Here is a 13,987-nt window from a genome sequence, read left to right on the forward strand (position 1 = left end):
CAGTGGCAGAGGCACCGGGACAGTAGGCTACAACGTGCAGACAGCTGTTGATAGCCAGCACCATCTGATTGTGGCCCATGAGGTGACCAACGTCGGGCATGATCGGGGGCAGCTCTTCAATATGGCGAAGCAAGCTCGTGAAGCCACTGGCATCAATGAGCTGAAGGTCGTGGCTGACAGAGGCTACTTTAAAGGTGAGGAAATTCTCGACTGCCATAAGGAAGGGATAACTACCTATCTCCCCAAGCCGATGACATCGCCCAACCAGGCAAAGGGCTTTTTTCCAAGAGGCGCATTTCAATACTTCCCTGAAAGCAATGAATATTCCTGTCCTGCTGGTCAGCGGCTCATATGGCGATATGAAACGATAGAAAAAGGAATGAAACTCCATGCTTACTGGAGCTCAGCATGTGCAAGCTGCGCCATGAAAGAAAAATGCACGACAGGCAAGCAACGACGGATCAAGCGTTGGGAACATGAAGATGTGCTTGAAGCTGCACAGTCACGTCTCGATTGGAATCCAGAGATGATGCGCCTAAGGCGACAAACCGTGGAGCATCCGTTTGGCACTCTCAAGGCTTGGATGGGGGCGACACACTTCACGACAAAGCGGTTTAGAAATGTGAGCACAGAAATGAGTCTTCATGTATTGGCGTACAACCTGAAGCGCGTCATAAAGATCTTGGGAGTCAGTGTGTTGATGAGGGCTGCGAGGGCGTAACAGCCCTTTTTTTCTCTGCCTTCTAGGGCCGTGATCACGAATGTAGTTGGTTTCTGATGATTCTATAATTGTCACATCTCACAACAGCAGCGGTCGGCGATTATCGTAGCCATGGCTCAGAAGGGGCCAACGGGCAGCTGAAGGGGAAGACTCTTGAGTCAGACTAGTTTTATTTTGTTTTCACACGGCCAGGACCCAAAGCGGTCATCCTGGGAAATATTGTTGGCTAGTTAATATGTTAGGGGGAGAGAGTGGCTGAGACCTTGCAGATAGCTTTTTACATCGTTAGTCCTATTGGTACATTTCTTGCCGTTGCGACGGCTTACTACGCGATTTATCGCCAAACAAAGCCGTGTGTTGTTGTCTATTATGAACTAAACCCTGACACAACCAGCCTGATTGATCTTGTAATACGGAATATCGGGACGGGTACGGCGAGAGAAATATCCTTTTCAGTACCACTTCCCATTTTATGCTGGGGCATAGAAAAGCCCGACAGTAGCGAAAGCAAACAAATTGATCACAAAATCCCCTTTTTGGCACCAGGGAAAGAGTTGAGATTCAATGCAGGGCAATATGGTGGTCTGAAACATAGAGTACAGGATGGGATTGGTGTAAGCTCCCAGTACATCTTTCGAACTCCGTTAAGATCAAGCAAAAAAGGGACAGACTCTTCTATGCTGGATGTGAATTACATGAAGCATGCTAGCACCAAGAATAGTGCAGCTCAGGACTTATCTGATGCTCTGAAAGGAAAGAATCAAACAGTATTTATCAACATGAATAAGAGCTTGGCTAGCATCAGTAAATCGTTATCGGAACTGGCAGAAAAGAGGGATGACGCCTAGCCAACCTAACCAATCTAGGCACAGTGACGTCCTTTCCGTTGCGCTTTCGGCTCCATTCCTAGAGTGCGCATTCTGCAAGCGTTATGTTTGAGCTTATATAGTGAGGTCAATGAAATTTACATGCGCAAACGACCCAAAGCGGTCATTCTCGGTAATGCAGCAGGATCGCGAATTTTGGCTATAAGGCCTAATTAAAATTAATAGGGAAAAGGATCATAGGCTTTGTAGAATCTGGCAAGCTGCATTTGCCGGAAAAAGTGCCAGAGCACGTTCATTTGTTCATAGAACGCGACTTCTAATACGCTGTTATGTGTGAGGAAGAGTGCACAGCTTATGACTGACGAAGATAAGTTTCCCAAAGTTGTCTCAAGTCCTCATTATCATATTTGGACGGATGCCTTACATGCCCGCGCCTTAGCGCACCAGGCTCAAAACAAATGGGATCGTGGAACCTATGTTCGTTGGACAATTACTACGAGCTGGACAGTCCTAGAAATGGCGTGCGAGGAAGCACTCCAGACAAATGGTATCGGCAGACGTTTTAGAGAGAATCTGGATCGCGCAGTAGCACAACTCGGTTTAGTCAGAATAGATTGGGGTAGTGGCACATGGCAGAAAATTGCTGAATTACTCCGGATTCGAAGGGAACTTGTGCATATTAATCCATCGCAGGCAGCTTTGTTTATGGAAACGAACACTGCGGAAACCGCGATTATGACAATTCGAGACGCAATAAAAGACATTTATGCAAGGGCAGGGAAAATTGGGCCACCATGGGTAGAAGACGATTACGATCGAGGTTGGGATAAAGAGCAAGGTTCGGGTGCCCATTTGACGGCCATACACGCTGGCGCAGATCCAGATTCACCTGACGTAATAAAAATTGGCTATGTTTATAAAGATAGAGAGTTTATTAGTTCGGTTTGCCCACCTGATACCGACCCTGAGTCGAAACTCACTGATCTAATCCAGAGTGTTCGTGTTCCTATCAGCCGTGTACGAGCGTACAGAGGCCAGACTCTCATTGTGGATCGCGAGTTGCCGATGCGGGGCACCTGAAAAGCATATTGGAGTGAGAGAGGCGATGCGTATATAACGCCCCTCTGTCCGTCTGGCGATATTACCTAACTCAAATCCAGAGGGAGTGGTATGGAGCACGTGTGCAACGTTATTCTGAAGAGCGTAAAGCTGCTTTCTTGACAAAGTTACTGACACCCCACAATCGCAGTGTGGTGTCAGTTGCCACTGAAGAAGGTATCTCTGACGCGACGCTGTAAAACAGTGTCTAGAAAAAGGAACGCCTGTTCCGTGTTACACCCCAGGCGAAAACGGATGGTCACTAGACGCCAAGCTCGCCGTCGTCATCGAACCTCCCACCTTGTCAGAAACAGAGAAATCGATGTGTCTTTTGCTGCATCACAATGGCTCGTGTGGGTATTTACGCACCATGGGCTATATCCCGTATTCGTAAATTGACGAGGTCGCAGCATCGTAATTTACTATCGATGGCTAAATTGAAAAGGGCTAGGTCGCTCGTCTTTTTGGCAATCATTAGGCGAACACCTATGGCCAAGATATCTCGAAGGCGCAGAGGCGCCTTCTGCCCAACCAACTTGCCTTTATTCCAAGGTGTAGGTGTAAAAGAGATTTTAGTCAAAAAGTTCATGGCATGATCCTCAATCGGGTGGGGGTCAAAGAGTGGATCAATTCGCGCACGTCATGTGCTAAGGTTAATTTACGGTCGTGGCTCGACCCAAAACGGACCTCTTAGGGGGCTAGGGATAATCTGCAAAGAAATTTGTAAGAGACATTTAAGCGGTAAGTGTGAGGTGGTAGATTAAATAGGTTGAGCCTACCTTATTTAAGACTGTTCTTGAGCTGAGCTTGATGGTTCTTTTTATTATAAGAGTGCGACTTTTATGGCTATAGATAACTACACTAGAGATGAATTTGGAAGAAGACTGAACCAAGTTGTTTCTCCATCCAGGCCAATCATATCTATTGAGCATTTGGTCGGCAGAGATGATCAACTAAAAAGAATAGAGAAGGCCTTATATGCTCCTGGAAGAAATGTATTTATTTTTGGAGAGCGAGGTGTTGGAAAAACATCGCTAGCCGCTACCGCCGCCAACCAATGGCAAAGTTCAGATTCTGAGTATATTGATATTTCATGCGCACCGGACTCGACAGTCAAGTCTATTGTGGCGAATATAGCTAGCCAGGCCATTGGATTTAAATGGAGTTCCCAAACCAAAACTGTAGAGCGAGCAACATTTGGATTTAAGTGGTTATCATATTCTTTGGGGAGTGAAATTTCACCCACTGACTTTTCTGAAAAAATAAAAAGTATAGGTGATGCTCTAGAAGTATTAAAGGAGGTTGAAGCGGTTCATTCAGAGACCCCTGTAGTCGTGGTGGATGAGGTGGATCGTATTGAGAGCGAGAAAGAAATAGATTTCTTGGCGGATCTTCTTAAACAGCTTGGAGATAAACGAGTCAATTTGAAGTTTATTTTCACTGGTGTCGGCTCGACTTTAAATGAGATATTAGGGGCGCACCGGTCAGCAATAAGGCAATTAGAGACAATTGAACTGCCAAGATTGAGTTGGGATGCCCGTTGGGACATAGCTATTAAGGCGCTCTCTGAGTTTGGCTTAGAGATTCCGAGGTCGATTTATATTAGGTTAGCTGCGGTGAGTGATGGGTACCCCTACTATGTACACTTACTTGTTGAAAAATTGCTTTGGGTTATTTTCGAGAAAGACAGTTATAAGAAGGTTGTTGATTGGGATGATTATTTTGAAGCTTTAGATCATGCTATTCATGGCATTACCGCAGAGCTAGCAAGGCCATATGAGCAAGCCATTAATCAGCGTAGCCAAGATTACGAACCGGTTGTATGGTCAACCTCCGCAGATATATGGCAGGGAGCATATCTATCAGATATGTATAATCTCTATAAAAGCATAATAGCGCAATTGGAGGATGAGCCATTATTGCCTTATCAGAAGTATTCAACAAGAGTACGCAACTTACTGAAGCCAGAAAACGGGGCGATCTTGATTAAGGGGGCAAAGCAAGGTAATTATACTTATAAGGAGAAGATGATTAGAGGTTACATTAGAATGCAGGCTGAAGCCAATCGGGTAGAGATAATAGACAAAGAGGCCGAAGCTACTATAAAAAACTATGTGCGGGTTCCAGCCAAAAATACAGGATATTTTAAATCCAAACCACCTAAGGGGCTCGGTTAATTACATTAACTGACTATCATAAGCTGATTGAGTTGGTCGATAGCCAAGTCATCTGTTTTTATATTAATTCATTTTTTATATGCTTTAAGAGTAAATCTAAAGATATAGCGAATAAGCTTCGAATACAACGAGGAGGCGTCAGTTTAGCTATTGCTAGTTTCGTTCAGTTTTAATCACGCTCTTATCTATCTTGGAATAAGAACGAGGTTACCGTAATTGAACTAATCTAAGCAACCGAGATTTGGCGTGAAGTAAATAGCATTTAAGCACTTAGAGGTTTAGCTGCGCATTTTGATGGCTGGCTCCCCCAAAATGAACCAAACGCTCGCACAGTGTTACGTAAATATGTCGAAGAGTGCGAATATTTAGAGGAAAACCACGAAGTCTTGATTCAAGCCTGATATCTGAAATGCTTGTCGGATTCTTTTTTGATTTTTGTAAACTGTTGGGTAAATTCATTCAGCGTCATTAAGAGTCTTAATCATTTATTACTAGAAACCTTTCCAGTCTATCGCTGAATTCTAACGTGATAAATCATAGAATTCTCAATATCCGCTCCTGGCCAGAAACAGAAATGCTCATGTACAAGGCGCTATCGACACAAAACGGCCTTGTCACCAAAACTGAGTGCTCATACAGGCAGGACTATGCAGCATGAGCCAAGATTGGTGCTATACTACTGAGATATATATTTAGTGCTAAGTGATGTCAATGTATGATGAGGCGATTATGCACCCGGTATAACAGTATTTTAGAGTGCGTGTGTGTCGAATTGGAATATAAAGCGCGCTAACTAATATAATTGTTAGTTTCTGAAAAAAAAGCCTAGAGGATTAGAAACATGGACTTTCCTAAAACACGTTTCATAATCAGGCTCAAAGAAGACATCACCAATAGTCAAGAAGTTATTGAGCAATTTCTCTATCGTCTAGCTCGTGTGGCGGGAGTTTATAAAGAAGAAATAACTGAATTAAACATAAGAAAAGGCTGCACTATTGTAGAGGGCTATATGAATCGTGCAGCAATTGAACGGCTATATGAATTTTATGAGTACCTGAAAGTTAATGAAGCAGATACTGACGAATTAAAGGAGCTTCAATCAATTATTAGGCAGTTTGAAATTGAAGCATTGGTTGACATTCCCGCATCTAACGAAGTTGCCAATTTCGAACCGCTACATAAGAATAAGAAAGTATTTGTTCTTGTTCATGGATGGGGTGGGGACAAAGAAAGCACATTTGGCAATTTACCCGAATATCTAAATGAACAGCTTAATATTGATATAGAGTCTTATCCATACCCTTCAGGTTGGCTTAAAGAATCTCCATCTGTTACTTTTATTGCCAGAAACTTAGATAACTGGATTAGAAATAATTGCCAAAATTGTGAAATAGGTGTTCTTGGGCATAGTCTAGGTGGCTTGGTAACTCGTTATTTTGCTGTCATACAAAAGCATCGCAGAATCTCTTTGCCTATTAAGCAAATCACCTTGGCGGCGTCGCCAACAAATGGCGCCCACCTTGCGTCTCTAGCAACAAAGATTCCATCATTCAGTTCAAGTCAAATTGAAGAGCTTCGCCCTAATTCTGGGTTTCTTGTGGATTTAAATGAAAGGTGGTCTTTATGGTGCCAGGACAATATTCCAAATTCTTGCCTACTTGCGACGATGTATTCTCTAAACGATAAGGTGGTCAGCTACACTAGCGCAATTGGAGGAGACAACGAAGCGATACCTATCTATAAAGAGGATCACATTAGCATTGTTAAGCCGAAAACTAAAGAAAGCGAGGTCGTACTTACAATAGTGCGATATGCAAAAGAGGCTGGTCTTCAAAACAAAAAGAATTCTCACTAACACCCGCATACATACAAAAAGCGCCACCAGCTTCTCGCCGGCAGTTATTTGTTGCTAGCAACATCAGAATAAGTTGAAGGTCAGCTTCTGGCCGAAAACCGACACCATTAAAACTTTAAATATAGGTTTTGCTTACATGCTCACCTAGCCCCACTAACCCTCATAACCTCCCTAGCCACCGCATCATTCAAAATCCCCCGTTTGGCTTCGATTTGCGTGAGCCAATCGCGGGCGCGGGTGATGCCGGTGTAGACCAGCTCGCGGGTTAGGATGGGGTTGGGCGTTTGCGGTAGCAGCAGGGCGGTGTGCTGAAATTCCGAGCCCTGGGATTTGTGTACCGTCATCGCGAACACAGGTTCAAATGCTTGCAGCTAGCAGGGTTTACGGCTTGATGACTATCACTTGCGATCAGGTGGGTTTATAAAATGGGCGTGCGGTAGATACTATTCTGTCACTATCGATTCAATAGGAAGAACGCTAATGTCATTAACGCAACTGCTGGTTCCCACCTATACACAAATGCTTGGTGCGCTTTCGAGTTGGCTGAAAAAGGCACAGGCACAAATGCCTGAAGCTGACGCACAAGCGCTGCTATCCGCACGTCTCGCACCGGATATGTATCCGCTGTCGACTCAGGTTCGGTTTGCTTGTGTACAGGTTCAAGAAGCGGTTTGCCGGCTTCAAGACAAGGCGCTGACACCCACTATCAGGGCACTGCTCGAAGAAGGGCGAAACGCCGGAGAGCAACCCGGTTCATTCGCGGATGCGCAAGCGCGTATTGATGAAACCATTGCTTTGCTCGACGGCCTTTCCCGCGATGCGCTGGATGTAGACGCGGACAAGCCCCTGGTGCATGAGCTTCCCAACGGCATGGTGCTCGATTTAACCGCTGAACAATATGCGCGGGATTGGACACTGGCTCAGTTTTATTTTCACCTCATGACCGCCTATTCCATATTGCGCAGTGAGAAGGTCGAACTTGGAAAAGCCGATTATGTAGCGCACCTGTTTCCGTATATTCGCCCTGAAACGATCCCTCAAGCTTGAATGCTTGGTTATGGCGAGCAATGTGACAGCGTATCCGTTGAACGAGCTCAGCATACAGCCAGCGAAAGTTCACTGGCTGGTTTTTCTCTGCGCTGAACACCAGCCCCGCTTTAAAGTAGTGAGCCTTACTCCGCGTACCCACTCACTCTCATAACCTCCCGTGTCACCGCATCATTCAATATCCCGCGTTTGGCTTTGACCAGCGTGAGCCAGTCGCGGGCGCGGGTGATGCCGGTGTAGACCAGCTCGCGGGTGAGAATCGGGTTGGGTGTTTGCGGTAGCAGTAGGGCGGTGTGCTGAAAATCAGAGCCTTGTGATCTGTGCACCGTCATTGCGAATGCGGTTTCTACCGAGTGTAGGAAGGAAGGCATCAACCATTGTAAGGGTAATGCTAATATCGATTTTATTAGCTAAAGGCCGTAGCCATGGGAGATAATTGAATCTTTGCAATTTATACGATCCAATACTCTCATACCATTGTAATGAATGGTTTGTTTAAAATGCCCCCTAAAACCTAGGCACTTTTTTGCCTTAGGCTGTGATTTTGGTGAAGACTAGCGAGGCACCTAGTGCTATGAGTGCAATGCCAATACCCTTGTCTACAATGCCTTGCCGTTTAAGTATCCGCTTACGCATAGCAGGCGCGGCGAAGAATAGTGCAACAATGCTAAACCAGACCCAGTGAGCGGCTGACATGAATATACCATAGGTAAAATTTTGACTCAGAGTACTATCAGGTTGGACAACTTGGGTATAAGTAGCAATTACAAATAGCATTGTTTTAGGGTTGAGAGCGTTAGTGAGAAACCCCATCCTAAAAGCAGCGGCTGGTGATGGCGCGATATTTGTAGCCTCTCCAAACGTCAGCTTTGTTTTATTTGTTAGTGATTTATATCCCAAGAAAATAAGATATGACGCTCCAATGATTTTCATAGCCATAAAAAGCGTGGGAGACTCTACGATAAGTACTGCAATACCGAACATGGTGTAAAACACATGCACTTGGACGCCGCAGGCAATTCCTAGTGCTGAAAATAATCCAATCCGTGAACCGAATGCATAACTATTGCGTGTTACCATCGCAAAATCTGGACCTGGGCTAATAACTGCTAAAACAGTTATAGTAGCTACTGCTATCAGCTCATTCATCAATGAAACTCCAATAGTGAAGGCGAGGCATCCGCCCCGCCTAATTTTCAACGCTTATTGAAAGTAATAACAAGTACATCACGGTAGCCGTGCTCATTTGAGTCTTCTGCTGTTATGGGGGTTACCCCATGAAGGGTTCTTTCATCATTTACAATTGCAGCATCGAAGGGGGTGGTGAGAGTGTGTCGAGCAAGTTCTTTTCTTTCTCGATTGTAGATGCTGGTTTCACCACTAAGCACGTTTTTACGATTGACGAGCATCATAAATACAAAGCTAACTCCATCACGATGAATTCCTTCGGGGGTAGGAAGTGCCTGATTGTCAGTAGCAATGATCCGAAATTGGTGCACCTCAATATGCCAGCCATAAAATGGGGCGATACTACTAAACGTTCGTCTGCACAATTCAAGTGCTGCCATCAATATTTTACAGTCAGCGATTGCAGGCTCTATAGGCGCAAAATCTCTAGCTATCCCGCCATTAAGGGTGTTGTAGTCAAGGCTCTGGTAATGCGGTTGGCGTGGTTCAGGTTTAACGCTTGAGCTGGGCTCTGCACTGTAAACCCCATGGCGACGAAAGCGGTACTTACCTCCATCTTTCATATGTTGGTCTTGTTCCAGGCGGTTCCAGCTGTTCTGGAAGTCTTCCCAATCCTCTAACAAACTTTCGTCATCTAACGTAATTAGGCTATGTACATGTTTAGCAGGCAGTAGTACGAAGTCATTTCTTGCGATGTTTTTGCACAGATCAATCACTTCGCTATGAACACGATCATACATGTGAGGTTGTGGTTGTGGCGGCGTTGGGGATGATATATTTTGCATAACTTCACTCCCTGTATGGTTTTATGTTGCACCTCTTATTGAGGTGATTTAATTATTGAATGCTTGCAAAGCTTATAAAAGCGATTTATCGTGAAGCAAATCTGATAGATTTCATCGAGTATATGAAACTTCCATCTCTTGCATCATTTCGCTTTTTTGAAGCGGCCGCGCAGACAGGTAGCTTTGTAAAAGCCGCCGAGTCCTTGCATGTCACACACGGTGCCGTCAGTCGCCAGGTACGGCTTTTAGAAGATGCTTTGGGGGTCGAGTTATTTGAACGGCGTAACAGAGCCATTTTCCTCAATGACGCAGGCCGCTCATTACATGAGGTTACTCATTCCGTTTTCGAGCAACTCGAGGGTGCTGTTTATCGATTACAGCATACTGCTCAGAATGAAGTGCTGACGTTATCTTGCGAACCAACCATTGCCATGAAATGGCTAATCCCACGATTACCCGCATTTCATGAAGCTAATCCTGATATCAATCTTCACCTAGTTGCTGCAGGTGGCCCAATCGACTTTGCACGAAGCGGTGTTGACTTAGCGCTTAGGCGCGATGACTTTCACTGGGAGCCTGACATTTATGCAGAGAAAGTATGTGAGGAGTGGGTGGGGCCAGTAAGTCGAGTTAAAAATAGCATCAATGACAATTTTGAAGGTGAGCGTTTGCTACATGCTGGCACTCGTCCTAATGCCTGGCCAATCTGGGAAAAGCTTTCCAATATATCGACCAAAGGAAGCGGTCGAGTTGAGTATGAACACTTCTATTTATGTGTACAGGCTGCTGTTTCTGGTTTAGGTATCGCTATGGCATCTTTCTTAATGGTTCAGGACGAATTGGAAAGCGGGCAACTCCACGCACCTTATGGTTTTCTGTTGGATGGCTCAGCCTACTATCTCTTATCACCTGAGTCGCTAGGCATGAATAATAAATGCGCGCGTTTTCAAAGTTGGTTAAAGCAAGAAATGGCCGCTTGTCTGCAGTCGTAACAAGACTAAATGGTTAGTCAGCGATCCAATATCCATGTCAATAAAAGCTAAACATTACTGATAACACAGATGATATCTTTAATAAGTAAAGCGCCTTTGATCATATGGTGGCCATCGTCGCCAAGGCACCTCTATAATGCTTGAATCGGGTATCCCGTCTAGGTGACCAGGATGGAAAGCTAGTTTGTATGCATCCGTGTGCGGGACAATATGTACATTTCTAGGTCATTCATTGGCAAACCGCCAATTTCCTGGCATTCAGAGCGCCCGCCGGAAAAAATATATCCTTGGCGACCATGTATGTTCAGTACGGCGATTTCATCGATTCCCGAGAGGTACGAATCAGGAGCCCCCGTGAATACAGGCATACAAACCCCTGTCGAAATGAGAGGGCGCAATATTTGATCCGTCATGCGACGTTCTCTGGTGATAACCGTTAGCTGGTTACCCGTCAATCGGATCTCATGGGGATTCCAAGGATCCAAAGCCACCTGAAGCCTCTCCTGTGTATCGGAATCAGCAACTGCTGCTATCTGCCACCCTACTAGCAGTAGTCCTATAATAATGCTTCCCGCAACCGGATTACGCATATCTTCTCCTATGACGATTGAATAACTCTCCTAAATACCTACCTCATTAGCCAGCGCTTCAACATCGAACGGCTCAATAGCCTTGAACACTCCCGTCTTGGTCATTTTTCTCCGTAGTTCGAAGCGCTCAAGGGTAGCCGGTGGCTCAATGTTGGCTAGGGCCTTGAAATTGATTTCTCGCCACTGAGACTTGGTAACCAGTACACTGTAGAGATAGTTTTCGGTGGGCTGACCAGTTCCGGTGTCGAGGGTCGGCACGTAGGCCGATATAAGCGCTACCTGAACGGTTGGAAGACGGTGGTATATCTCACCGAGCACTCGCATCGCCACGCCATGGGCGTAGTCGCGATACAGCATGCGCCGCCTAGTGGCGGCAATTTTTTTGACAGAAACTTTCGGTTGCTTAGCGGCTAGGGTGTACTCCACATCCGGAAAGGCATCCTCCTCAGGTAGCTCGATGTCGATAGCGATGGTGCTGGCATCATCTCCGAGATCAAAACTCACGCTCGTTTCCCTGGGCCACGGGATTTCCCCCAGGTGTTCCTCAAGAATATTGGCCATGGCATCGAGGTTCGTCAGCACTAACTCGGTTTCCTGCTCACGTCGTTGCCGCTCCTGCTCGTTAAAGGCCCGCGCTGCCTCCTCCCATTCGCTAAAGGCGCGAGTATATTGTTCAGCCCGCCGCTCATTTTGCTCTTCTAGCCGACGCCTCGCAGGGGGCCAGATACGGCTCCAGAGTGTTGGCTGAAGAAGAGGATTGCGCTGGGGCTCGGGTTCGGGAAACGCTCGACTCTGAAATGCTGGCTTGTCTCGTGGGGACAGCGTATCGCAATGCACTGTTGCCAATGCAGAGAGGTCGGCGTTCAGCCGATCACATGCTTGTTGGAGCATATCGCGCATGCCTTCTCCAGCGTACTTACGAAGTACACGCAGCTCTGTCTCGTCATATGGCTGGCCATCATCGTCAGTGATCACGAACTCCCCGTCCTCTTGCACACGAACACACACCACCGCAGAGCTGTCGACGCCGGTGCTATAAGTCCGTAAATCATCAAAATAGATTGTCCCCCCGACCCGCATGACCTTTCCTTGTTGGTGACCAAACCACAAGAGATCGCGCCATGCTAAGCCGAGAGGACTTTCTCATGATAAAGCAACTTCACCAGCGAGGCGCCCATCTCGTGGACATTGCGCACCAGATTGGCTGTTGTGAACGCACCGTGCGGCGCCATCTAGCCCGTGAGGAGGCGCCCACCGGGCGGCCGACCAAGCTGCGAGCAAGCAAGCTGGATCCCTTCAAACCCGTCATCGATCAGTTGCTGGCCGATAATGTCTGGAACGCCGAAGTGATCTTCCAACTGATCCGTGAACAGGGCTACACCGGTGGCAGCACCCTGGTGCGACGCTATATCCAGCCCAAGCGGTCGTTGCGGCCCAGCAAGCAGACCGTCCGCTTCGAGACCCCGCCTGGTTTCCAGCTCCAACATGACTGGGGCGAGACCGAGACCGTTGTGGCTAGTCAGCGCTGCAAGGTCAATTTTGCGGTTAATACCTTGGGCTACTCACGGCGGTTCCATGCCTGGGCGGCCCCTAGCCAAGATGCCGAGCATACCTACGAGGCGCTGGTACAGGCCTTCCGTTATTTTGGCGGCGTACCGCGCACCGTACTGGTCGATAATCAGAAGGCTGCTGTGCTCAAGCATGACCGGGACCACCGGGTGATCTTCAACGCTGGCTTCCTGCAACTGGCCAACCACTACGGCTTCGCGCCCAAGGCGTGCCGCCCGCAGCGCCCGCGCACCAAGGGCAAGACCGAGCGCATGGTGGGCTACGTGAAGCAACACTTCTTCCAGCGCTACCGGGCGTTCGAGAGCTACGCCCACTTGAACCAGCTGCTCCAGCTGTGGCTGGAGCGCGTGGCCGATCAGCGGCCACTGCGGCAGTTCCGGCAAACCCCGACAGAGCGCTTTACGGCCGCAGTGGAGGCCCTCCAGGGGCTACCGGCCACCGACTTCGATACCCGCTACCACGACCTTCGCCAGGTCGGCTGGGACGGCTACATCGAGGTTCGTGGCAACCGCTACAGCGTGCCCGACGGCTATTGCGGCCAGGCGGTGGTGATCCGGCTCAGCCTGGACGATGAGCTAACGATGTACACCGCCGCCGGTGACACCATCGCCTATCACCGCCTACAGGCCCCGCAAGCAGGTTGGCACACCGTGCCGGAACATCATGCTGCCCTGTGGCAGCAGACGCTCTCCGTGCAGCAGCGTGACCTGAGCGTCTACGAGGAGGTGCTGTGATGGCCCTGGAACAGCTACTTGATCGCCTGAAGATGGAGCACCTTCAGGCGTCGCTCGACAGCCTCTGTGAGCACGCCAGTAAGCAAGACCTGAACTACCGCGAGTTCTTGGAACAGGCCCTGTTGCAGGAATGGGGCGGGCGTCATCAGAAGGGCCTGGAGTCCCGTCTGAAGCAGGCCCGACTGCCGTGGATCAAGACCCTGGAGCAGTTCGACTTTAGCTTCCAGCCCAGCATCGACCACAAGATCGTGCGTGAGCTGGCTGGCCTGGGCTTTGTCGAGCGTAGTGAAAATGTCGTGCTGCTCGGGCCGCCTGGCGTCGGGAAGACGCACCTCGCCGTGGCGTTGGCGGTGAAGGCGGCCGAAGCCGGCCACCGGGTGCTGTTCATGACGTTAGACCGGCTG

General features: G+C 47.8%; 13 protein-coding genes and 2 pseudogenes. 9 read left to right on the forward strand and 6 right to left on the reverse strand.

Annotated elements, in window-relative coordinates:
- From HALA3H3_RS16325 to HALA3H3_RS16355, 5 genes are all read left to right on the forward strand, one after another.
- Nucleotides 1-721 (forward strand): transposase (locus HALA3H3_RS16325; RefSeq protein ID WP_144410459.1); only part of this gene is annotated, 721 nt, incomplete at its 5' end.
- A gap of 251 nt (nt 722-972) precedes the next feature.
- Nucleotides 973-1,569, forward strand: coding sequence for a hypothetical protein (locus HALA3H3_RS16330; protein ID WP_022522658.1), 597 nt, complete (start codon nt 973-975; stop codon nt 1,567-1,569).
- Between the two features lie 333 nt (nt 1,570-1,902).
- Entirely contained in the window at nt 1,903-2,628 is a 726-nt protein-coding gene (locus tag HALA3H3_RS16335) for a hypothetical protein (protein ID WP_022522659.1), read from the forward strand.
- A gap of 860 nt (nt 2,629-3,488) precedes the next feature.
- On the forward strand, nt 3,489-4,823 hold the full coding sequence (locus tag HALA3H3_RS16350; RefSeq protein WP_022522660.1) for an AAA family ATPase: 1,335 nt from the start codon (nt 3,489-3,491) through the stop codon (nt 4,821-4,823).
- Nucleotides 4,824-5,664: 841 nt separating this feature from the next.
- A complete protein-coding gene (locus HALA3H3_RS16355) occupies nt 5,665-6,678 on the forward strand; it encodes an esterase/lipase family protein (protein WP_022522661.1) in 1,014 nt (337 codons plus the stop codon).
- Nucleotides 6,679-6,818: 140 nt separating this feature from the next.
- Here the strand turns inward: HALA3H3_RS16355 and HALA3H3_RS16360 are convergent.
- Nucleotides 6,819-7,049 (reverse strand): annotated as a pseudogene (locus HALA3H3_RS16360) (ATP-binding domain-containing protein); the annotation flags it as partial.
- 109 nt (nt 7,050-7,158) lie between these two features.
- Between HALA3H3_RS16360 and HALA3H3_RS16365 the strand changes: the two are divergent.
- Nucleotides 7,159-7,725 (forward strand): DUF1993 domain-containing protein, encoded by a 567-nt coding sequence (locus HALA3H3_RS16365; RefSeq protein WP_022522663.1) that lies wholly within the window; start codon nt 7,159-7,161, stop codon nt 7,723-7,725.
- Nucleotides 7,726-7,850: 125 nt separating this feature from the next.
- Here the strand turns inward: HALA3H3_RS16365 and HALA3H3_RS16370 are convergent.
- The 3 genes and pseudogenes from HALA3H3_RS16370 to HALA3H3_RS16380 all read right to left on the reverse strand — a co-directional run.
- Nucleotides 7,851-8,111, reverse strand: a pseudogene (locus tag HALA3H3_RS16370) (ATP-binding domain-containing protein); the annotation flags it as partial.
- 145 nt (nt 8,112-8,256) lie between these two features.
- Nucleotides 8,257-8,874 carry a LysE family translocator gene (locus HALA3H3_RS16375; RefSeq protein ID WP_022522665.1) on the reverse strand — a complete coding sequence of 206 codons (618 nt, stop codon included), beginning with the start codon at nt 8,872-8,874 and terminating at the stop codon, nt 8,257-8,259.
- A 47-nt stretch (nt 8,875-8,921) separates the two neighbouring features.
- Nucleotides 8,922-9,698: a 2OG-Fe dioxygenase family protein gene (locus HALA3H3_RS16380; protein WP_022522666.1), complete on the reverse strand. Its 777-nt coding sequence runs from the start codon at nt 9,696-9,698 to the stop codon at nt 8,922-8,924.
- Between the two features lie 59 nt (nt 9,699-9,757).
- Between HALA3H3_RS16380 and HALA3H3_RS16385 the strand changes: the two genes are divergently transcribed.
- Nucleotides 9,758-10,690 (forward strand): LysR substrate-binding domain-containing protein, encoded by a 933-nt coding sequence (locus HALA3H3_RS16385; RefSeq protein WP_022522667.1) that lies wholly within the window; start codon nt 9,758-9,760, stop codon nt 10,688-10,690.
- Nucleotides 10,691-10,869: 179 nt separating this feature from the next.
- Here the strand turns inward: HALA3H3_RS16385 and HALA3H3_RS16390 are convergent, their stop codons facing one another.
- Both HALA3H3_RS16390 and HALA3H3_RS16395 read right to left on the reverse strand, forming a co-directional pair.
- Nucleotides 10,870-11,280, reverse strand: coding sequence for a hypothetical protein (locus HALA3H3_RS16390; protein ID WP_022522668.1), 411 nt, complete (start codon nt 11,278-11,280; stop codon nt 10,870-10,872).
- Between the two features lie 30 nt (nt 11,281-11,310).
- A complete protein-coding gene (locus HALA3H3_RS16395) occupies nt 11,311-12,360 on the reverse strand; it encodes a hypothetical protein (protein WP_022522669.1) in 1,050 nt (349 codons plus the stop codon).
- A 41-nt stretch (nt 12,361-12,401) separates the two neighbouring features.
- Here HALA3H3_RS16395 and istA point away from each other — a divergent pair, with 41 nt between their 5' ends.
- Together istA and HALA3H3_RS26250 are read left to right on the forward strand one after the other, a co-directional pair.
- Entirely contained in the window at nt 12,402-13,583 is a 1,182-nt protein-coding gene (gene istA / locus HALA3H3_RS16400) for an IS21 family transposase (RefSeq protein ID WP_022522670.1), read from the forward strand.
- On the forward strand, nt 13,583-13,987 hold a 405-nt coding region (locus HALA3H3_RS26250; RefSeq protein WP_370657676.1), incomplete at its 3' end, for an ATP-binding protein. The genes istA and HALA3H3_RS26250, both read left to right, overlap by 1 nt.

The sequence above is a fragment of the Halomonas sp. A3H3 genome, from assembly GCF_000982975.1.
GTDB classification, from domain to species: Bacteria; Pseudomonadota; Gammaproteobacteria; order Pseudomonadales; family Halomonadaceae; genus Vreelandella; species Vreelandella titanicae.

Bases quoted from the DNA above. Each gene is read 5' to 3' on its own strand.
- HALA3H3_RS16385 (WP_022522667.1), top strand. From the start codon at position 9,758: ATGCTTGCAAAGCTTATAAAAGCGATTTATCGTGAAGCAAATCTGATA.
- HALA3H3_RS16390 (WP_022522668.1), bottom strand. From the start codon at position 11,280: ATGCGTAATCCGGTTGCGGGAAGCATTATTATAGGACTACTGCTAGTA.
- HALA3H3_RS16335 (WP_022522659.1), top strand. From the start codon at position 1,903: ATGACTGACGAAGATAAGTTTCCCAAAGTTGTCTCAAGTCCTCATTAT.
- HALA3H3_RS16355 (WP_022522661.1), top strand. From the start codon at position 5,665: ATGGACTTTCCTAAAACACGTTTCATAATCAGGCTCAAAGAAGACATC.
- istA (WP_022522670.1), top strand. From the start codon at position 12,402: ATGCTAAGCCGAGAGGACTTTCTCATGATAAAGCAACTTCACCAGCGA.
- HALA3H3_RS16380 (WP_022522666.1), bottom strand. From the start codon at position 9,698: ATGCAAAATATATCATCCCCAACGCCGCCACAACCACAACCTCACATG.
- HALA3H3_RS16365 (WP_022522663.1), top strand. From the start codon at position 7,159: ATGTCATTAACGCAACTGCTGGTTCCCACCTATACACAAATGCTTGGT.
- HALA3H3_RS16375 (WP_022522665.1), bottom strand. From the start codon at position 8,874: ATGAATGAGCTGATAGCAGTAGCTACTATAACTGTTTTAGCAGTTATT.
- HALA3H3_RS16395 (WP_022522669.1), bottom strand. From the start codon at position 12,360: ATGCGGGTCGGGGGGACAATCTATTTTGATGATTTACGGACTTATAGC.
- HALA3H3_RS16350 (WP_022522660.1), top strand. From the start codon at position 3,489: ATGGCTATAGATAACTACACTAGAGATGAATTTGGAAGAAGACTGAAC.